We start from the raw sequence: 20,103 nt of genomic DNA, 5'->3' as shown, positions 1-20,103 counted from the left end.
AACTCCGGTCGACAGCGAATAAAATGAGCGTGGGGGTCGTTTCATTCTCAGCGATCCTTCGGGTCGAGCGCGTCACGCAGGCCGTCGCCAACGAAGTTCACGCAGTAAAGCGTCACGCACAGCATGACGGCCGGTGCCAGCAGGAGCCACGGCATCGATTCCAGTTTCTGCGCGCCGTCCTGAATCAGCACGCCCCAGCTCGTCATCGGTTCCTGCACGCCGAGGCCGAGGAACGACAGTACCGATTCGGTCAGCACGATGTTCGGCACCGAGACCGTCGCGTACACGACGACCACGCCGAGCAGGTTCGGCACGATGTGGCGCAGCACGATCGATGCCGGCGATACGCCGATCGCGCGCGCCGCATCGACGAACTCGCGGTTGCGCAGCGACAGCGTCTGGCCGCGCACGACGCGCGCCATGTCGATCCACGAGAACGCGCTGATGGTCAGCACGACCAGCATGAACGAGCGGCCGAACAGGGTCATCATCAGGATCGCGATCAGCAGGTACGGGATCGCGTACATCATGTCGACGATGCGCATCATCACGGAGTCGACCCGGCCGCCCGCGAAGCCGGCGGTCGCGCCCCACGCGACGCCGAACAGGCCGGACACCAGCGTGCCGAGCAGGCCGACCTCGATCGACACGCGCCCGCCAATCAGCGTGCGCACGAGCAGGTCGCGGCCGAGTTCGTCGGTGCCGAACCAGTGCTGGTTCGCGAGCGTCGGCGGCAAGCTGATCGAGCCCCAGTCGCTCGCCGCGGGATCGGCGGCGAGCAGCCACGGGCCGGCGAAACACGCGAGCGTGATCAGCGCGAGCAGCACGAGGCTGAACACGGCCGCGCGGTTGTGAAGGAAGCGCGCGAACGCGAGCGCGAGCGGCGAGCGCGAACGCGGCGGCGAGTCGGTCTGCACGGGCAGACTGACGACGGGAGTAGTCGGAGTCATCGCAGTGCCTCGCTCAATAACGGATGCGCGGATCGAGCCACGCGTACGCGAGGTCGACCAGCAGGTTGAACAGCACTGCAAACACGGTCGTCAGCACGACGAGGCCGAGCACCAGCGTGTAGTCGCGGTTGATCGCGCCGTTCACGACGAGCTGCCCGAGCCCCGGCAGCGCGAACACCGATTCGGTGACAACAGCCGCCGTGATCGACGTGATGCAGACCGTGCCGAACAGCGACACGACCGGCATCAGCGCGGGCTTGAGCGCGTGGCGCAGCACGATCGTCGAGCCCGGCAGGCCCTTCGCGCGCGCGGTGCGGATGTAGTTGCTCGACAGCGTCTCGATCATCGAGCCGCGCATCACGCGTGCGAGCAGCGACACGTTGATGAAGGTCAGCAGCACGATCGGCAGCAGCCGGTACTGCCAGCCGCCATCGCCCCAGCCGCCGGCCGGCAGCCAGCCGTTGCCGGCCGACGTCTTCAGCAGGATCGCGAAGATCCACACCAGCACCGGGCCGAGCACGAACGGCGGCACGACGTTGCCGAAGTTGCCGAGCAGCATCACGAAGCGGTCGATCAGGCTGTCGCGGCGCACGGCCGCGACGGTACCGAGCAGCACGCCGAACACGATCGAGATCGGGATCGACACGCCGCCCACGCCGAGACTCACGGGCAGCGCCTTCTTCACGAGATCGTTCACCGACCAGTCGACGTAGCGGAACGACGGGCCGAGATCGCCGCGCAGCAGCGAACCGAGATACAGCAGGTACTGCTTCCACAGCGGCTCGTCGAGGTGATACTTCGCGTTCAGGTTCGCGAGCGTCGCCACGGACAGCTGCTTCTCCGTATCGAACGGACCGCCGGGCGTGAAATGCAGCAGCAGGTAGCAGACGGTGATGACGGCGAGAATCGTCGGCACCGCCCACAACGTGCGTCTCAATGCGTAGGCCAGCATGATCGCTCCGCTCAGTGCTTGATCAGGTACATGTCCTGCGACGCACGCATGTCGATCACGTTCTTCAGCGAGTAGCCGCCCACGTAGGGCTTCACGAGACGGTCGGCCGAGTACTGGAACAGCGGCACCATCGGCGTGTCGTTCATCGCCGTGTCGTGCGCCTGCGTGAGCAGCGCGGTGCGCGCCTTGTCGTCGAGCTTCTGGTTGCCTTCGTCGACGAGCGAGTCCATCTGCTTGTTGCAGTAGCCAACGGTGTTCTGCGAGCTGCCGCAGCGGATCAGGTCGAAGAAGGTCATCGCGTCGTTGTAGTCGGCGAACCAGCCGTCGCGCGCGATCTGCACCTTGCCGTCATGCCGCTCCTTCATCAGCACCTTGAACTCGACGTTCTCGAGCTTCGTGTTGATGCCGAGCTTCGTGCGCCATTCCGATGCGGTGAACAGCGCGACCTTCTTGTGCAGGTCATTGGTGTTGTACGTGAGCGTGAACGACAGCGGCTTCGCGTCCGAATAGCCGGCCTGCTTGAGCAGATCCTTCGCGGTCGCGACACGCTTGGCCATCGGCCACGCCGTCCATTCCGGCGTGAACGGCTGCGCGCCCTTCGTGCCGTTCGGCATCAGGCCGTACATCGGCTTCTCGCCGGCCTGCGTGAGCTTCGACGTCAGCACCTCGCGATCGATCACCATCGACAGCGCCTGGCGCACGCGCTTGTCCTTGAGCGCCGGGTCGCTGTTGTTCAGGTAGTAGTAGTAGGTCGCGAGCTGCAGGCCCGGGCGCAGTTCGCCGCCGAACTGCTTGCTGACCTGCTGGAAGATGCCCGACGGGATCGAGTAGCTGTAGTCGATCTGGCCGGCCTGGTACATGCGCATCGCGGTTTCGTCGCTTTCGATCGGCAGGTACGTGACCTTGTTGATCACGACCTTCGACGCGTTCCAGTACTTCGCATCCTTCGTCGCCACGATGCGGTTGTTCGGCTGCCAGTCGACGAGCTGGTACGCGCCGTTGCTGACGATGTTGCCGGGGCGCGTCCATGCGTCGCCGAACTTCGCGACGGTGTCCTTGTTCACCGGTGCGAGCGGCGCCATCGCGGTCAGCTCGGGGAAGAACGCGACGGGCACGTCGGTCGTCACTTCGAGCGTGTACGGGTCGACGGCGCGCACGCCGAGCGTCGTCGGCGCGGCCTTGCCGGCGATGATGTCCTTCGAGTTCTTGATGAACTCGACGAGGATCGTGTACTTCGAGCCCGTCTTCGGATCGACGAGACGCTGCCACGAGTAGACGAAATCGGCGGCCGTCACGGGCTGGCCGTTGCTCCACTTCGCATCGTGGCGCAGCTTGAAGATCCACGTCTGCGGCGTCTTGCGCTCCCACGACTGCGCGACGCCCGGCACGACCTGGCCGGCCGCATCGATGCGGGCGAGCCCTTCGAACAGATCGAGGCCGATCGTGTTGCCCGTCCACGATTCGATGTGCGCCGGGTCGAGCGACTCGACTTCGGCGGGCACCTGGCGCGTCAGGTCCTGTTGAGGAGCGAGCGCGACGTTCGACGGAACGGTCACGGCGTGAGCGGCGGGCGTCGTCAGGGCGAGCGCGGCCAGCACGGCCGACATGGCATGCAAGGATTTCATCGTGGCAGTCTTGAGAAGGTTGTTCGGTGAGCGTCGCGCGGCGAATGCCGCGGTTACGCTTGAGACGCTGACGGGTGCAGCGATTGGGGAGGCCCGTGGTTCTCGTATTGCATCTTAGTATTCCTTACGTTTCTTTCGACAGGCATTCCGTCTCTGAAACGAAGGAATACCTGTGCGTTAGAACAGCCTCGGTGTACCGACCCAGACCACCACCGATTCGATCTTCGCGGTGTTGACCCAGCTGTGCGGGACCGTCGACTGATAGTGCGAGCTGTCGCCGGCCTGCAGGACGAACGTCTTGCCTTCCAGCGTCAGCGACACTTCCCCTTCAATCACATACAGGAATTCCTCTCCTGCATGCGTCGTTACTTCCGACCGCTTCTGCCCCGGCGGCAACCGCACGAGGATCGCCTCGAGCTGACGCCCTTCGGACACGTTCGTCAGCCTCGCGAACAAATTCGCCGAATCGGCGAACCCGAAGAAGCGCAACTGCTCGCCTCTGCAGACCGAGCGTTCCTCGCTCGGTGTGTCCACGAAGTACTGCACCGTCACGCCGAGCGCCTGTGCGATACCGGCCAGCGACGTCAGCGACGGCGACGCGAGCCCGCGCTCGACTTGAGACAGAAACGGCTTCGAAATACCCGCGGCGGTAGCGGTGTCGTCGAGCGTGCGCTTGAGTCGTTGGCGCAACGCGCGAATCTTGCTGCCCAGAGCGGCAGCGTCTGCCGATCGCGAGTTTTCAGTGGGGGAAACCATAGCAGGCCGAAAAGTGGTCGTCAAAAAATGTTTGATGGAAAGTAACTAAGTTAAATCGAGATGCCTTAATCTTCAGGTTCGCACACGTCTTCGGTGTCGAGCCCGGTGCACTAAACAGGGCACGAAGCGTGCGAAACGACGCGCTATCTTGCCAGACTCGCCGGCTTCACAGGCAAGCTGCAAGCGGCTCTCCGGGAATTTGCGGAGAACGGGCGCAGAGCTTACAAGTAAATGACGAGACAAATGTTCCTGAAAGCTGCTGCCATATTGGGAGTTTCCCTGAGTGGCGCGGACCCGACGCACCGGACCGGCAAACGTTACCATTCGCGCGCCGGTCGGGGCCGCGCGCCGCCTTATCTGGCGGAGTCCGACCCCGGCCCGGGCTAACCCGCCCGACTGCTCCATCGCCGACGCAAAGCCTACCCGGCCCCCGTGCTACGGCGCCAGTTCGACCCCAAGGCGACGCGCGATCCGCGCCGTCCGTTTGAAACGAGATTGATGATGCACGCACCTGTTTCACAAACCCGATCGTTTACGACGGTCTTCCTCATCGAAATGTGGGAGCGCTTCGGCTACTACGGCATGGCCGCGCTTCTGGTCCTCTTCATGGTCGACCGGCTCGGTTTCACCGACAGCCATGCGAACCTGACCTGGGGCGCGTTTACCGCGCTCGTCTACGCGTCGCCGTCGATCGGCGGCTGGATCGGCGACAAGGTGCTCGGCGCCCGTCGCACGATGATCATCGGCGCGGCCGTGCTGTGCGCCGGCTACCTGATGCTGGCGGTTCCGAACGACGCGCTGGCGTACATGTACGCATCGCTCGGCGTGATCGTCGTCGGCAACGGCCTGTTCAAGGCCAACGCCGCGAACCTCGTGCGCCGCATCTACGAAGGCGACGATGCACGCATCGACAGCGCGTTCACGATCTACTACATGGCGGTCAACATCGGCTCGACCGTGTCGATGCTCGCGACGCCGTGGATCAAGGATCACTGGGGCTGGCACACCGCGTTCGCGGTCTGCTGCGCCGGCATGCTGCTCGCGATCCTGAACTTCATGCTGATGCACCGCACGCTCGCGCACATCGGCTCGCAGCCCGACGACGAACCGATCCGCTGGAAGCGCCTCGGCGGCGTGGCGGCCGGCGGCGTCGCGCTCGCGCTGATCACGCTGTACGTGCTGCAGCACAAGCAGCTCGCGGTCGCGAGCGTATGGACGGCCGCGTTCGCGATCCTGGCGATCTTCGCGTACATGATCGCGAAGTCGGAACGTTCGGAGCGGGCGGGCCTGATCGCGGCGCTGGTGCTGATCGGCCAGGTGATCCTGTTCTTCATCTTCTACGTGCAGATGTCGACGTCGCTGACGCTGTTCGCGCTGCGCAACGTCGATCCGCGCTTCATCCTGTTCGGCACGACGCTGTTCACGTGGAGCGCCGCGCAGTTCCAGGCACTGAACCCGATCTGGATCATGATGCTGAGCCCGCTGCTCGTGTGGATCTACAACGCGTTCTCGAAGAGCGGCCGTGACCTGCCGGTCGCGGCGAAGTACGCCTTCGGCTTCGGCGCGGTGGCGGCCGGCTACCTGGTGTTCACGATCAGCGGCCGCTACGCGGTGGACGGTCGCGTGTCGTCGTGGTTCATGGTGTGGGGCTACGGCCTCTACTCGCTCGGCGAACTGCTGGTGAGCGGCCTCGGCCTCGCGATGATCGCCCGCTACGTGCCGGCGCGCATGAGCGGCTTCATGATGGGCGCGTATTTCGTCGCGACGGGTGTGTCGCAGTATCTCGGCAGCGTCGTCGCGAACTTCGCGCAGATGCCGTCGCACGACCTGCCGGCCACCGACTCGCTGCCGCTCTACCTGTCGCTGTTCGAGAAGCTCGGCTGGCTCGCCGCGATCGGCATGCTGCTGGCGCTGCTGCTGCTGCCGATGATGAACCGCCTGTCGCGCCAGCATCAGCGCTGCACGGACGAGCGCCGCGAGGAAGAAGCGGTGCAGGCGCAGGCGATGGCCTCGGCTCAGTAAGTACTATCCCTCGGCGTGCGGCGTGCACGCCACATTCTCCCGCCGGCGCGGCCAGCACGTCCTACACTGGTTGCAACGGCGCAACCGTTCCATCGCGGTGCGCACTGGCGGGAGAAGATCATGAAAAGCAAAACGACTCGGCTCTTGAGGATACTGTCGGACATCCGGCACGCGCAGCGCTGCACCGCATTGCGCGCGGCCCGGGCCGCGGCCGAAGCCGACGCCGTACTCGCGCAGGAGGACGATCCGAAGTCCGACGAACGCGACGACGCCGAATCCGACGACGCGACGGCGGCCCCCCGCTCCCGCATCGGCTCACCTCACTGAGCGCCCCGACGCCGCGCGGCCCCTTGCGAGCCGCCTGCGCGCGCTCCCGCGCCGCTCATGCGGCCGCGCCGCGCCAGCGCGCGAACCACGATCCCGACCCGGCCACGGCCATCATCAGCCCGACCGCGCACGCGTCGGCCGCGAGGCCCACGCCGATATGCCGCAGCTCGGCGCCGTTCGCGACCGGATGCAGCAGCGAATCGATCACGAGCGAGATCGCCGCGCCCGCGACGAAGCAGATCAAGCCGCGCCGGCCGATCGCGACCACGGGCTGCACGGCGTGCGCAATGCGCGCGATCCAGCCGTAGCGCACGCAATCGGCCATCAGCCACGCGAGCGCCGCGAAGCTCACGATGCGCGGCAGCGCGAGATCGCGCTTGAGCACGCCTTCCGGCACCGGCAGCCCCGAGAACAGCTTGTAGCTCGCGCAGCCGAGCACGATCGCGCACGCGACGCCGGTCGCCGCGGCGCTCCAGCGCCCGAGCGCGACGTGCCGATAGAACGGCTGGCTGCGCGCGAGCACACCGCCGACGAACATCAGCTGCCACGCGAACGGGTTGAAGCTCCAGCGGAACGCATCGGTGTCCAGCAGTTCGGGGCCGAGCCAGCCGGCCGCGAGCCACGACGCCGCGCTGAACGCGACGAGCAGCCACGGGTGGCGGCGCGCGAACGGCACGACGACCGGCGACGCGAGCGCGAACAGCACGTACATCGGCAGCACCGACGCGAGATACGGCTGGCGCTGGAACGTGAGCAGCTCGGCCGCGCCGGTGAGCGGCGACGCGAGCATCACGCTGACGTCGTCGAGCGCGAGGTTCGGCGCGTCGATCCCGTAATGGTCGAGCACGGCGGACACGACGAGCATCAGCGTCGACGTCGCGAGAAACGCGCGATAGATCTGCATCGCGCGGTGCACGAACCGCCGCTGCGCGGCGCGCGCGCCGTGCCGGTCGGCGATCGCGCCGTAGGCGCTCGCGGTCGCGAAGCCGCCGAGGAACACGAACACCTCGGCCGCGTCGCACACCGCGAACGCGTGCAGCGTCACGCGCGACAGCACGCTCGCACTGATGTGATCGACGACGATCATCAGCAGCACGATCCCGCGGAAGAAATCGACTTCGATCAGGCGGCCGCCGCGCGCCGGCGCAGCCGGGGTGGCGGGCGACATGCTCAGCGACATGGCCGCACCTGCGCGAGGACGGCGCGGCATGCACCGGTGGAGGATTCGGAAGGGAGAAGGCGCAGCCGATCAGCAGCGATACGCGTATGCTCGCATCGCGCCAACCCGGCCGGCCCGGCACGGAGATGACCGTTCATGGAAAAGCCGCATACGAAGAGAAGACGGTCAGGTCAGTCTAGCGGCCGGTCGGGGGATACCCTAAGTAACAAAATGCAACGGAATCTTCTATTCGATTACACGCGTGACAGCGACGAGTCGAAGCTGGCGACGCGGCCAGCGTGACGTCAGTGCGTCGCCAGTTCGACGCCAGGATCGCGGGATTCGACGCGACGAACGCGCAAGGCGCAGCCCGTTTCCGCGCGGCCGTCGTGCCGCGGGAGATGACGCTGAGCGACGCTCAGCGACGCGCGGGCAGGCGCCGCATCAGCATCGCGCTGTGCCACGCGGTCAGCGCGACGGCGACCCAGATCGGCCCGTACGTCGCGAGCTGCGCGACGCTCAGCGTCTCGCCGAGCAGCAGCAGCGACACCGCGACGAGCAGCACGGGCTCGACGTAGCCGAGGATGCCGAACAGCGCCATCGGCAGCATCCGGCTCGCCTTCAGGTAGCTCGCGAGCGCGAGCGTGCTGAGCACGCCGAGCCCGGGCAGCAGCACGGCCCACAGCAGCGGATGGCTGGCGACCGGCGTCGGACTCGTCGACACCATCGCGAGCGCGACCGGACACAGCAGCACGATCTCGACCGCGAACGCGGCCAGCGAATCGGCGTTGATCCGGCGGCGCAGCACGAAATACGGCGGATAACCGAGTGCGACGACGAGCGTCGGCCACGCGAATGCGCGCGTCGCCCACACTTCGTGCGCGACGCCGAGCGCCGCGAACGCGACCGCCGCCCATTGCAGCGGATCGAGCCGTTCGTGATAGTAGAAGCGGCCGACGAGCACCATCGTCAGCGGCAGCAGGAAATAGCCGAGCGACACTTCGAGCATGCGCCCGTGCAGCGGCGCCCACAGGAACAGCCACAGCTGCAGGCCGAGCAGCGCCGCGCTCACCGGCAGCGCGATCAGCAGGCGCCAGTCGCGCACGCTGCGTCGGACGAGCTCGACGAGCGCGGGCCAGCGGCCGCGCAGCGCGATCAGCGCGAGCGCGCCCGGCGCGGTCCACACGATGCGCCACGCGAAGATGTCGAGCCCCGTGAACGGCGCGAGCAGTTTCGCGTAAGCGGACATCAGCGCGAACAGCGTCGACGCCATCACCGACAGCACGATGCCGCGCCCGGCCTCCGGATACCCCGTCATGTTGTTTTCGCCTTACTGCTGCTGGAAGCGATCGAAGCGCCTTTCGATCAGACGTTCCTCGAACGTGACCTCGGTCACGCGTGCGGCCGGCGGCCCGTGGCGCAGCCACGCGAGCATCCGGTCGATCTGCGCGCCGGGGCCCTGGATCATCGCCTCGACACTGCCGTCCTCGAGATTCGCGACCCAACCGCGCAGCTTCAGCGCATGCGCCTCGCGCACCGTCGCGTGACGGAAGCCGACGCCCTGCACGACGCCGCGCACCCGCACGTAGTAGGTCTCGATCCGTTCGTCCAGTTCATTACGGCTCATCGCGTCGCCCTCCCGTTGCATTCAAGCCCGGCATTGTAGTCGCGTCGGCCGCTTCCTACACGCGCCCGGCAGGCCGGCCATCGGCCGCCGCCCGGAGCCGCCGCCCGCGCGGCGCTCGCGTCGCCGGGCGCGCCGACCACGTACAATCTCGCCGACGCACAACCGCCGCGCCGCCCGCGCGCGGCCCTGAAGGAAACGCATGACTGATACCTCCCGCGATCTCGTTCTCGTCACCGGCGCGTCCGGTTTCGTCGGCTCGGCCGTCGCACGCATCGCGCAGCAGAAAGGCTATGCGGTGCGCGTGCTGGTGCGCCCGACCAGCCCGCGCACGAACGTCGCGGATCTCGACGCCGAGATCGTCACCGGCGACATGCGCGACGAGACGTCGATGCGCGCCGCGCTACGCGGCGTGCGCTACCTGCTGCACGTCGCGGCCGACTACCGGCTGTGGGCGCCGGATCCGGACGAGATCGAGCGCGCGAACCTCGAAGGCGCGGTCGCGACGATGCGCGCGGCGCGTGCCGAAGGCGTCGAGCGGATCGTCTACACGAGCAGCGTCGCGACGCTGAAGGTCACGAGCGCCGGCGATCCGTCCGACGAAAACCGGCCGCTGACCGCCGAGCAGGCGATCGGCGTGTACAAGCGCAGCAAGGTGCTGGCCGAGCGCGCGGTCGAGCGGATGATCGCCGACGAAGGGCTGCCGGCCGTGATCGTCAACCCGTCGACGCCGATCGGCCCGCGCGACGTGAAGCCGACGCCGACCGGCCGCATCATCGTCGAGGCCGCGCTCGGCAAGATTCCCGCGTTCGTCGATACCGGCCTGAACCTGGTGCACGTCGACGACGTCGCGCACGGCCACTTCCTCGCGCTCGAGCGCGGCCGGATCGGCGAGCGCTACATCCTCGGCGGCGAGAACCTGCCGCTGCAGCAGATGCTGGCCGACATCGCGCAGATGACGGGCCGCAAGGCGCCGACGATCGCGCTGCCGCGCTGGCCGCTCTACCCGCTCGCGCTCGGCGCGGAGGCCGTCGCGAAGTTCACGAAGAAGGAACCGTTCGTGACCGTCGACGGGCTGCGGATGTCGAAGAACAAGATGTATTTCACGTCCGCGAAGGCCGAGCGCGAGCTCGGCTACCGCGCGCGTCCGTACCGCGAAGGGCTGCGCGACGCGCTCGACTGGTTCCGCTCGGCGGGCTACCTGAAATAGCACAGCGCGGCGTGTTTCACGCCGCTTTGCGCACTTTGTTACACGTCGCTGACGGACCGGCACCGGCGCAGCGGTTAAAATCGCGGGTCTTACGCAGAGAAGACACGCATGAACCTGAACGATCAGATCGATTCGCTCAACGCGGGCGTCGATCAGCTGCTCCACGATCACCATGCCGCGCAGCAGGCGGCACGCAGCGCGGAAGCGTTCGCGCGCGCCGCCGCGGCGGAAGCCCAGGCCGCCGCCGAGCGTCACGCCGCGGCGGAGACCGAAGCACTGGCCGCCGCGCAGCGCCACACGGCCGCAACCGCCGACGCCACAGCCGCGCAGCAGCGCCACGCCGATGCCACCGCCGCGGCCGAAGCCGCCGCTCAACGCCACAACGAAGCCGCCGCGCAGGCCGAAGCCGCCGTCCAGCGGCACACCGAAGCGACCGCGCTGACCGAAGCGCTCGCGCAGCGTCACGCGGATGCGGAAGCCGCGTCGCAGCGCCATGCGGCCGCGATCGCAGAAGCCGAGGCGGCCGCGCAACGTCATCACGCCGCCGCGACCGAAGCGGAAGCCGCCGCGCAGCGCCATGCCGCCGCCACCGCGGAGGCCGCGGCCGCCGCGAAACGCCACGCGGATGCGACCGCCGAAGCCGAGGCCGCGACGCAACGTCACGCGGCCGCGATCGCCGAGGCCGAAGCGCTCGCGCAGCGTCACATGCAAGCGATTGCTGAAGCGGAAGCCGCCGCGCAGCGCCACGCCGATGCGACCGCCGAAGCGCAAGCCATCACGCAGCGCCATACCGAAGCCATCGCGCAAGCCGACGCGGCCGCGCAACGCCACGCGCAGGCAACTGCCGAGGCCGAGGCCGTCACGCAACGCCACAGCGAAGCGATCGCGCAGGCCGAAGCGGCCGCCGAACGTCACGCGAAGGCGATCGCCGACGCGGAAGCGCTCGTCGAAGCCGTCGTGAAGGACGCCGCGACGAGCCCGGCGGCGTCCGATACCGCGACGGTAGTCGCGGCCGAAGTCGTCGAACCGGCCGTCGAACCGGCCGTCGAACCCGCTGCCGCGCCAGTTGCCGCCGATGAAGGCGCTGCGGCGCCGGCCGACGCGAGCACCGCCGTCGTCGCGACGAACGCCGCCGACAGCGCGATCGAAGTCGTCCCCGTCGAAGCAGCGGACGCGCCCGCGGACAAGGCGACGCTGCACGTCGCACGCCCGTCGCAGAACGAACTGACGCTGACCGTCAACGGCCAGTCGATCACGCTGCACCCGGAGCAGCTGGGCCAGCTGATCGAGGAACTCGCGCAAGCGCGCGCGTCGATGCAACCGGAACCGCCGCCCGGCATCCCGGCCGGCTGGCGCTTCGTGACGACGAAGAACCCGATGATGGCCGTGCAGAAGCAGTCGAACGGCGACCGCCTGCTGGTCGCGCGCCACACCGGCTACGGCTGGGTGCCGTTCACGTTCTCGCCGGACGTCGTGATCCAGATGTACATGATGCTGACGCAGCGGTAAGCGCCGCCGCCGCAAACAAAACAGCCCGATCGGTTCGCACCGATCGGGCTGTCTGCTTTTTGAAGTCCGGAGGTCAGCCGGCACACGCCGGCGTCATTCAGTTCAACGCTCCACCGGCGCCTGCACCCGCGCCTTCCACTGGCCGCCCTTGCCGCGCCAGTAGCGCCACGCGGACGCGAACGTCGCACCGACGTAGAACAGCGCGACGAGCGGCAGCGCGGGCGCCCACAGCGGCGAGCGCCGGTAGTAGCGCAGCATCGGCGCATACGCGGTGCACATCGACGCCCACGCGAGCCACGCCGGCCATGCGCGCGCGCCGTAGACCAGCGCGGCGACGGGCGGCACGAGGTAGATGATCGTCATCCCGAGCAGCGTGCCGGCGAGCAGCAGCGGCGAATAATGGAGCTGCGTGAACGCGGTGCGCGCGATCATGTTCCAGATGTCGCGCCAGCTGTCGTACGGACGCAGCGACACGCTGCGCTCGGCCAGATCGAGCCGGATCGGATGCCGGCCGCTGCCGCGATGCTTGATCTGCGCGGCGAGGCTGCAGTCGTCGATCAGCGCGCCGCGGATCGATTCGATGCCGCCCGCCTCCTCGAGCGCGCTGCGCTTGACCAGCATGCAACCGCCCGCGGCGCCGGCCGTCCGGTTGCGCGGATTGTTGATCCACGAGAACGGATAGAGCTTCGCGAAGAAGAACACGAACGCCGGGATCAGCGCCTTCTCCCAGAACGAATCGCAGCGCAGCCGCACCATCAGCGACACGAGATCGCGCTGCTCGGCCTGCGCGCGCGTGACGAGCTGGGCGACGGCGTCGGGCGGATGGCCGATGTCGGCATCCGTCAGCAGCAGGTAGTCGGCCGGCAGCCCGAGCGTGCGCACCGCCGCGATGCCCTGCGACTGCGCCCATACCTTGCCCGACCAGCCGGACGGCAGCGGCTTCGCGGCCAGCACCGTCAGGCGCTCGGCGCGGTTGATCGCGAGCGCGGCCGCACGGGCCGCGTCGGCGGTGCCGTCGTCGCTGTGGTCGTCGACGATGATCAGATGAAAATCGCCCGGATAGTCCTGCTCGAGCAACGACGTCGCCGCCTGGGCGATCACGTCGACCTCGTTACGCGCCGGCACGACGGCGACGACGGCCGGCCAGCCGGCCTCGGCCGCGGCGCCGCGCGCCTGCGGCGGCAGCGCCCGCGCGGGCCGCGCACGCCAGAAGCCACCGCGCGCGACGAGCAGCACGATCCAGATCAGCAGCGACAGGCCGGACACCAGGAAGGTAATCGCCAGCATCATCGGCAAGCCTCCTGCCGGACACCGGCGCGAACGGCCCGGCCGCCCGCGGCGCATGAGCGGTCGAGCATATTGAGGGTCGGAGTAAAAACGCCCATGACCGCACAGGCGGCAGGGCGATACGCGTAAGAATCGACGGTCATCGAATGGCCTTGAAATGAGCGCGACGCCGGGCAGCCGGTCCGGCTGCCCGCGAAAGCGCGCAGTTTACCGGGTTCCGCGCGCGCCAGCGCCGACGCGGCTCTGCTATGGATGCAACACGGTGGATACAGCACCAGAGCACGGACGGCCCGATAGGGTTAAAATGCGCGATTAATTCGGGGTTCCGGGGCCTGGCCTGGCCGGTTCGTTCCTGCCTTCATAACATCAAGCCGGGGCGAGCGAGCCGTGCCAGCTCCTCGAACCCCGGCGTCTGTCGTCGGAGTTCGCTCATATATGCGAGTCATCCTTGCCCAGCCCCGCGGCTTCTGTGCGGGGGTTGTCCGCGCAATCGAGATCGTCGATCGCGCGCTGCAACAGCACGGCGCGCCGGTCTATGTGCGTCATGAGATCGTGCATAACCGGCATGTCGTCGAAAATCTGCGTAATAAAGGGGCACGATTCGTTGAGGAGCTCGACGAGGTGCCGCACGGCGCCGTGGCGATCTTCAGCGCACACGGTGTCGCCCAGACGGTCGAGCGCGACGCCGAAACGCGCGGGCTCGACGTGCTGGACGCCACCTGCCCGCTCGTCACGAAGGTGCACGTGCAGGGCCGCCAGTACGTCGCGGCGGGCCGCCGGCTGATCCTGATCGGCCACGCGGGCCATCCGGAAGTCGAAGGCACGATCGGCCAGATTCCGGCCGAGGTGATCCTCGTGCAGAGCGAGGCAGAAGTCGATACGCTGACGCTGCCGGTCGATACGCCGGTCGCGTACGTCACGCAGACTACATTGTCGGTCGACGACACGCGCGGCATCATCGAAGCGCTGCAGCGCCGGTTCACCGACATCGTCGGCCCGGACACGCGCGACATCTGCTACGCGACGCAGAACCGCCAGGCCGCCGTGCGCGAACTGAGCGGCCAGGTCGATGTGCTGCTGGTCGTCGGTGCGACGAACAGCTCGAACTCGAACCGCCTGCGCGAGATCGGCACCGAAAGCGGCGTGCCGAGCTATCTCGTCGCCGACGGCTCGGAAGTGAAGCCCGAATGGTTCGCGGGCGTGCAGACGGTCGGCCTGACCGCCGGCGCGTCGGCACCCGAGGAAATGGTTGAGGATGTAATCGGCGCGCTGCGCGCGCTGGGGCCCGTCGATGTCACGACGATGGCGGGCCGTGAAGAAAAAGTCGAATTCAAGTTGCCGGCGAAGCTTACGCAAGCTGTCGCCCGCGAAGTTTAAGGAGGACAACTCTTGTCTATTCCGCTGCTCCAGCAAGTCCGCGTCGGCGCATACATCATGCGTCAACACCTGTCCGGCAACAAACGCTATCCGCTCGCGCTGATGCTCGAGCCGCTGTTCCGCTGCAACCTCGCGTGCAACGGCTGCGGCAAGATCGACTATCCGGACCCGATCCTGAACCAGCGCCTGTCCGTCGAGGAATGCCTGGGAGCCGTCGACGAGTGCGGCGCGCCCATCGTGTCGATCGCCGGCGGCGAGCCGCTGCTCCACAAGGAGATGCCGGAGATCGTCAAGGGCATCATGAAGCGCAAGAAATTCGTGTACCTGTGCACGAACGCGCTCCTGATGGAAAAGAAGATGGACGACTACGAGCCGAATCCGTACTTCGTCTGGTCGGTCCACCTCGACGGCGACAAGGAGATGCACGACCATTCCGTGTCGCAGGAAGGCGTGTACGACAAGGCGGTCGCGGCCATCAAGGAAGCGAAGCGCCGCGGCTTCCGCGTGAACATCAACTGCACGCTGTTCAACGATGCGATCCCCGAGCGCGTCGCGAAGTTCTTCGACACGCTCGAGCCGATCGGCGTCGACGGCATCACCGTGTCGCCGGGCTACGCCTACGAGCGCGCGCCGGATCAGCAGCACTTCCTGAACCGCGACAAGACGAAGAACCTGTTCCGCGAGATCCTGAAGCGCGGCGAAGGCGGCAAGCGCTGGTCGTTCAGCCAGTCGTCGCTGTTCCTCGACTTCCTGGCCGGCAACCAGACGTACAAGTGCACGCCGTGGGGCAACCCCGCACGCACCGTGTTCGGCTGGCAGAAGCCGTGCTATCTGGTCGGCGAAGGTTACGTGAAGACCTTCAAGGAACTGATGGAAGACACGAACTGGGACAACTACGGCGTCGGCAACTACGAGAAGTGCGCGGACTGCATGGTTCACTGCGGCTTCGAAGCCACGGCCGTGATGGACACGATCTCGCATCCGCTGAAGGCGCTGCGCGTGAGCAAGAAGGGCATCAAGACGGACGGCCCGTTCGCACCGGACATCTCGATCGCGAAGCAGCGTCCGGCCGAGTACGTGTTCTCGCGCCACGTCGAGATCAAGCTCGACGAAATCCAGCGCGCCGGCAAGGGCAAGCTGCAGAAGCCGGCGAAGTCGGCAACGGCGGCTTAAGCGCGTGTCGCTGCGCGGGGGCTGACGCCTCCGCACGGGCAGGCGGCAAGGAAGCGCCACGGAGTTCGCTCCGTGGCGCTTTTGTTTTGTCGGGCCTCGTCAAGGGGACCGCCGGGCATCCGCGCACGCATCGGAATGCGCACGCCGCTCGCCCAGGCTAGTGTCGCGACTCCGCCGCCGCGATCAGCTGCCATGCGGTCGGGCCGGGATCGAGCAGCGGGTCGGACGGCGGATCGAGATCGTGCCGATGGGTTTCCTCGGACGGCAGCGTCTGCCACTTCGCAATGCCGATCTCGTCGCCGCACACGGTGCATCGATAGATGCCCGCGATCTTCACTTCGCTACCCGGCGGCAGGTTCTCGCGGAATGCGCGGCCGATTCCGCACGTGAAGTAGCCGCCGATCCTGTATAGCGCCATCGCTCCTCCTGGCCGAAACGAATGCGTTCGCGCCGACACGCACGATCGTCGCAAACGCGAGGATGGATCGTCATCGACCGAACCCGTTCGGCTCCTGTCGTGACATTAGACGGCGAGCGTCAGCCCCCGTGAATGGGACTCGTACGAAACACGGCCCGGGCGTCGGTCGCGTTGCCGCCGCTCAATGCAGAACGGCCGGCTCCCGCATCTTCGCCGCCGCGTGCGCGACCAGTGCCGGCTGTTCGGCCGACGCAAACGTGCAGACGTGATTCCATAGCTCGGCGAGCCGATGTCGCGTGAGCGTCGCGACGCACGCGTCGTTCGCGGCGAGCACGCGCTCGAGCACCGCGCATTCGTCGTCGCGCAGCGTCCATGCACCGCTTTGCGCGGCGCGCGCCACGCTCGCGTCGAGCACGCGCTCCGCCTCGACGCAGAGGTCGATGCTCGCATCGGGGGATACCGCATCGTCGAGCGCGAGGAACACCAGATAGACGCTCGTGCGCAGCCGCATCAGCAACGTTTCGCTGCCGTGCTCGCCGCGCAGCGCGACGAGCGCCATGTGGCATTTCAGCGAAATGTCGCGCACATGCGCGGGCGGCAGCGGCAGCAGCCACTCGCGCGTCAACGGCGGGCGGCGACGGCCTTTCCGGACGGCCTTCATGATTCGTCCTCGCTTGCGGCAACGTCGTCCGCATCGAATGCCGGCCACCCGGTGCGGCACGCGACCGCACCGCGGCTTGCGTCGCGATTGCCGCTCGCGCGGCGCCGTGCGCCGTACACGTCGTCCCGCCGCCGCGTCGCGCACGCCGCTGGCAGCCGGCGAATCAGCGACGCGCGCAACGCAGCGGGGAGTCGGTTCGCGCATGCCATGCTCGTCTCCCGCATCAGAACGTGTTCTCGCCCTTCAGGTAGTACGCGGTCTTCACGAAGAACGCCTTCACCGGATGGCCGCTCTGCGCGTCGCGCGCCGCACGCAGTTGCATCGCCGCCTTCTCTTCCTGCGAGCGGTCGGGCAACGGGTTGCGCACACGTTCGAGCGCACGCTGCATCGCGAGCGGATAGTTCTGGTTGCCAGCTGTCGTCGCACGATAGCCGGCGCGCGTCATCTGCATCAGCTGCACGTCGGTCTCGGCACGCGCCGCCTTCCAGTTCAACGGTGCGGCGTTCGACTGCGACTCGGTGTCGACGGACTGCGCGAAGCTCGCGACGGGCAGCACGGCAAGCGCGCCGGACAGGACAGCAAGGGAAACAAGGGATCGCATCATGGCCTCCAGATGGTTGCTTCCGCATCGATCTTGATGATCGATGCGGTGCAATCATCGTATGACGCGTGGCCATGCGCTTGAATAGCCGATTCCGCAATTGATATTTTCGGCACCGGCACCCGGGGCGCGATCCGCGCATTTCGCCACTGCCGCCTGACCGGAATTTCTTTATTTCATTCAACTACCTGATCGCGTTTTCGCAGACGATTCGAAGCGGCACGTGAATCGCCGTTGCAGTTTTCGAAATGACATATTGCCGTCGAGATTTCGGCCGAAGCTTGGCCCGGCAAGGCTTTCGGCGCGATGCAGGATGCGTGAACTCACGCGAGAAAAGTCTCGTCGAACGAGCCGGTTTCCCTGACGCGCGACAAATCCTCCGCGCCGATTTACCGCTCCGCGACAAGACGTGTCCGACAAGTAAGCGCGATAATTGAGCATTGGCCGTATGTCACGGCTCTCATGCCTTCCCTATTCTTCATTCGAGTCCGCCATGTCCGCCATCGACACCACCGCCATCGACAGTTGGCACGCACACGTCTACTTCGACGCCGCGAGTCGCGACGCGGCCTGGGCGTTTCGCCTCGTCGTCGAAGAACGGTTCGGCGCGATCATCGAGCTCGGCCGCTTTCACGAACGCCTCGTCGGCCCGCATCCGGCGTGGTCGTACCAGATCGCGTTCGACGCCGCGCGGTTCGACACCATCGTGCCGTGGCTCGTGCTGAATCACGGCGCGCTCGACATCTTCCTGCATCCGAACACGAACGACGAACTGCGCGACCACCGCGACAGCGCGGTGTGGATCGGCAAGTCGCATGAACTGAATCTCGGCGCGCTGGGGGGCTGACGGGCGGCTTGCGCGACATCCACGTTTCGGTTCGCGCTGAAACGTCCGGGGGTGTTGCCTCAATACAGTGGTTCCGTTATCCACGCTTGCCGGAACCCGTCATGACACACGCCGACACCGATGCGCAACGCATCCATCAAGACTGGCACGCCGCCGTCGTCGCACGCGACCTCGACGCGCTGATGTCGCTGTACGCGGACGACGCGATCCTCGAAACGCCGCTGATCGTCGTCACGCTGCCCGATCAGGGCACGGGCGTGCTGCACGGCAAGGCCGCGATCGGCGCGTTCTTCGCGGCGGGCCTGCGCAATCCGGGCAACAAGCTCGGACGCTGGCACCGCACGGGCCTGTTCTTCTCGAACGGGCGGCAACTCATATGGGAATATCCGCGCGAAACGCCGGAAGGCGATCAGGTCGATCTCGTCGAGGTGATGGATCTGCGCGACGGGCTGATCGCGCATCACCGCGTCTACTGGGGATGGGTCGGGTTCATGGCGCTGCGCGGCGCGGCACAAGCGGCCGGGCGCGAATGACGCGCACCGTGCCGTCCGCGCTCGCGCTCACGCAACGTACATCGCGACACTGACGAACTGGCACAGGCTGCCGGCCAGCACGAAAAGGTGCCAGATGCCGTGCCCGTGGCGGATGCGCTCGTCGTTGATGAAGAAGTAGATGCCCGCGCTGTAGATGACGCCGCCGGCCACGAGCCATGCGGTACCCACCGGCGGCAACGCATGGATCAGCGGGCGGATCGCGACGAGCGCGAGCCAGCCCATCAGCACGTACAGCACCATCGACACGATGCGCGTGCGCCGTCCGAGCGTGAGCTCCTGCGCGATCCCGAATGCGGCGAGCCCCCAGCTCACGCCGAACAGCGACCAGCCCCACGGGCCGCGCAGCGTGACGAGCGCGAAGGGCGTGTAGCTGCCCGCGATCAGCAGATATATGGCCGAATGGTCGCACTTCTGCAGGATCGCCTTGAGCCGCGGGTTGCGCACGCTGTGGTACAGCGTCGAGATCGCGTACAGCAGGATCAGCATCGCGCCGTACACGCTGAAGCTCACGATCTTGTAGGGATCGCGATCGAGCGCGCCCATCGTCACCAGCGCGACCAGCCCTGCCACCGACAACACCGCGCCGACGAGATGGGAAATGCTGTTGAAACGCTCACCGACATGCACGACGGATTCTCCTGCGCGGATTCATCGGAAAAAGCAAAAACCCTATGATACCGGCGCGGCGAGCGAGCCATGCTGAAGCCGGTCAAACGCCGCGGCGACGGCGGCGCCCGCGCGCGCCGCCCGGCCCCAAAAGAAAAAAGCGCCGCGAATGCCTTCGCGGCGCCTCCTGGTCCGTCACCGGACCGCCCTACCGGGCGGCTTCACCGGCCCGGTTCAGCAACACTTCCCCGCCCCCGACCCGTACCGCGCATTCTGACGCTCGCGGAAGAATTCCTCGTACGTCATCGGCTCGCGGTCCGGATGGGTTTCGCGCATGTGCGCGACGTAGGTGTCGTAGTCGGGCAGGCCGACCATCAGCCGCAACGCCTGCCCGAGGTAACGCCCCGCGCTGCGCAGGTCGCCGCCGAGATCGCTGAACATCGCG

At 67.1% G+C, this 20,103-nt stretch carries 21 protein-coding genes; 8 read left to right on the top strand and 13 right to left on the bottom strand.

Annotated elements, in window-relative coordinates; translation table 11 throughout:
• Nucleotides 1-47: 47 nt before the first annotated feature.
• The 4 genes from ACVK00_RS05895 to ACVK00_RS05880 form a co-directional block, all read right to left on the bottom strand.
• A complete protein-coding gene (locus tag ACVK00_RS05895; protein ID WP_284893341.1) occupies nt 48-950 on the bottom strand; it encodes an ABC transporter permease in 903 nt (300 codons plus the stop codon).
• Nucleotides 951-963: 13 nt separating this feature from the next.
• On the bottom strand, nt 964-1,902 hold the full coding sequence (locus ACVK00_RS05890) for an ABC transporter permease subunit (protein WP_166725271.1): 939 nt from the start codon (nt 1,900-1,902) through the stop codon (nt 964-966).
• An 11-nt stretch (nt 1,903-1,913) separates the two neighbouring features.
• On the bottom strand, nt 1,914-3,527 hold the full coding sequence (locus ACVK00_RS05885) for a peptide ABC transporter substrate-binding protein (RefSeq protein ID WP_228908606.1): 1,614 nt from the start codon (nt 3,525-3,527) through the stop codon (nt 1,914-1,916).
• 177 nt (nt 3,528-3,704) lie between these two features.
• Complete coding sequence (locus tag ACVK00_RS05880) at nt 3,705-4,283, bottom strand: cupin domain-containing protein (protein WP_006753630.1); 579 nt, start codon at nt 4,281-4,283, stop codon at nt 3,705-3,707.
• 498 nt (nt 4,284-4,781) lie between these two features.
• Here ACVK00_RS05880 and ACVK00_RS05875 point away from each other — a divergent pair, with 498 nt between their 5' ends.
• Entirely contained in the window at nt 4,782-6,305 is a 1,524-nt protein-coding gene (locus ACVK00_RS05875) for a peptide MFS transporter (protein ID WP_284893334.1), read from the top strand.
• A gap of 120 nt (nt 6,306-6,425) precedes the next feature.
• Complete coding sequence (locus tag ACVK00_RS05870; RefSeq protein WP_105832592.1) at nt 6,426-6,632, top strand: hypothetical protein; 207 nt, start codon at nt 6,426-6,428, stop codon at nt 6,630-6,632.
• Nucleotides 6,633-6,687: 55 nt separating this feature from the next.
• Here the strand turns inward: ACVK00_RS05870 and ACVK00_RS05865 are convergent, their stop codons facing one another.
• From ACVK00_RS05865 to ACVK00_RS05855, 3 genes are all read right to left on the bottom strand, one after another.
• Nucleotides 6,688-7,812, bottom strand: coding sequence for an OpgC domain-containing protein (locus ACVK00_RS05865; RefSeq protein WP_284893331.1), 1,125 nt, complete (start codon nt 7,810-7,812; stop codon nt 6,688-6,690).
• Between the two features lie 397 nt (nt 7,813-8,209).
• Nucleotides 8,210-9,109 carry an EamA family transporter RarD gene (gene rarD, locus ACVK00_RS05860; protein WP_284893327.1) on the bottom strand — a complete coding sequence of 300 codons (900 nt, stop codon included), beginning with the start codon at nt 9,107-9,109 and terminating at the stop codon, nt 8,210-8,212.
• Between the two features lie 12 nt (nt 9,110-9,121).
• Entirely contained in the window at nt 9,122-9,418 is a 297-nt protein-coding gene (locus ACVK00_RS05855; protein ID WP_041491699.1) for an acylphosphatase, read from the bottom strand.
• A 199-nt stretch (nt 9,419-9,617) separates the two neighbouring features.
• Between ACVK00_RS05855 and hpnA the strand changes: the two genes are divergently transcribed.
• Together hpnA and ACVK00_RS05845 are read left to right on the top strand one after the other, a co-directional pair.
• Nucleotides 9,618-10,625, top strand: coding sequence for a hopanoid-associated sugar epimerase (hpnA, locus tag ACVK00_RS05850; RefSeq protein ID WP_284893322.1), 1,008 nt, complete (start codon nt 9,618-9,620; stop codon nt 10,623-10,625).
• 108 nt (nt 10,626-10,733) lie between these two features.
• Nucleotides 10,734-12,134 (top strand): phage tail protein, encoded by a 1,401-nt coding sequence (locus ACVK00_RS05845; RefSeq protein WP_284893319.1) that lies wholly within the window; start codon nt 10,734-10,736, stop codon nt 12,132-12,134.
• A 102-nt stretch (nt 12,135-12,236) separates the two neighbouring features.
• Here the strand turns inward: ACVK00_RS05845 and ACVK00_RS05840 are convergent, their stop codons facing one another.
• Entirely contained in the window at nt 12,237-13,424 is a 1,188-nt protein-coding gene (locus tag ACVK00_RS05840) for a glycosyltransferase (RefSeq protein WP_175671704.1), read from the bottom strand.
• A 432-nt stretch (nt 13,425-13,856) separates the two neighbouring features.
• Here ACVK00_RS05840 and ispH point away from each other — a divergent pair, with 432 nt between their 5' ends.
• Nucleotides 13,857-14,798, top strand: a complete 942-nt coding sequence (ispH, locus tag ACVK00_RS05835) for a 4-hydroxy-3-methylbut-2-enyl diphosphate reductase (RefSeq protein ID WP_011659818.1) — start codon at nt 13,857-13,859, stop codon at nt 14,796-14,798.
• Nucleotides 14,799-14,810: 12 nt separating this feature from the next.
• On the top strand, nt 14,811-15,971 hold the full coding sequence (gene hpnH / locus ACVK00_RS05830) for an adenosyl-hopene transferase HpnH (protein ID WP_011659819.1): 1,161 nt from the start codon (nt 14,811-14,813) through the stop codon (nt 15,969-15,971).
• 157 nt (nt 15,972-16,128) lie between these two features.
• On the opposite strand, the gene ACVK00_RS05825 is transcribed toward hpnH, so the two are convergent.
• From ACVK00_RS05825 to ACVK00_RS05815, 3 genes are all read right to left on the bottom strand, one after another.
• Entirely contained in the window at nt 16,129-16,389 is a 261-nt protein-coding gene (locus ACVK00_RS05825; protein ID WP_166723231.1) for a hypothetical protein, read from the bottom strand.
• Nucleotides 16,390-16,570: 181 nt separating this feature from the next.
• The gene (locus tag ACVK00_RS05820; protein WP_284893309.1) at nt 16,571-17,050 is read right to left on the bottom strand and encodes a hypothetical protein; all 480 of its coding nucleotides are present in this window, start codon (nt 17,048-17,050) and stop codon (nt 16,571-16,573) included.
• Between the two features lie 223 nt (nt 17,051-17,273).
• Nucleotides 17,274-17,651, bottom strand: coding sequence for a hypothetical protein (locus tag ACVK00_RS05815; RefSeq protein ID WP_228910028.1), 378 nt, complete (start codon nt 17,649-17,651; stop codon nt 17,274-17,276).
• Between the two features lie 493 nt (nt 17,652-18,144).
• Here ACVK00_RS05815 and ACVK00_RS05810 point away from each other — a divergent pair, with 493 nt between their 5' ends.
• Entirely contained in the window at nt 18,145-18,498 is a 354-nt protein-coding gene (locus ACVK00_RS05810; protein ID WP_175784171.1) for a DOPA 4,5-dioxygenase family protein, read from the top strand.
• Between the two features lie 101 nt (nt 18,499-18,599).
• Entirely contained in the window at nt 18,600-19,031 is a 432-nt protein-coding gene (locus ACVK00_RS05805) for a nuclear transport factor 2 family protein (RefSeq protein ID WP_228908614.1), read from the top strand.
• Nucleotides 19,032-19,058: 27 nt separating this feature from the next.
• On the opposite strand, the gene trhA is transcribed toward ACVK00_RS05805, so the two are convergent.
• Entirely contained in the window at nt 19,059-19,679 is a 621-nt protein-coding gene (gene trhA / locus ACVK00_RS05800; RefSeq protein ID WP_006761278.1) for a PAQR family membrane homeostasis protein TrhA, read from the bottom strand.
• 213 nt (nt 19,680-19,892) lie between these two features.
• On the bottom strand, nt 19,893-20,099 hold the full coding sequence (locus ACVK00_RS05795; protein WP_006761279.1) for a YbdD/YjiX family protein: 207 nt from the start codon (nt 20,097-20,099) through the stop codon (nt 19,893-19,895).
• Nucleotides 20,100-20,103 lie beyond the last annotated feature (4 nt).

This window comes from Burkholderia sp. PvR073 (assembly GCF_054055695.1).
This window is presented reverse-complemented; position numbering and strand designations above follow the sequence as displayed.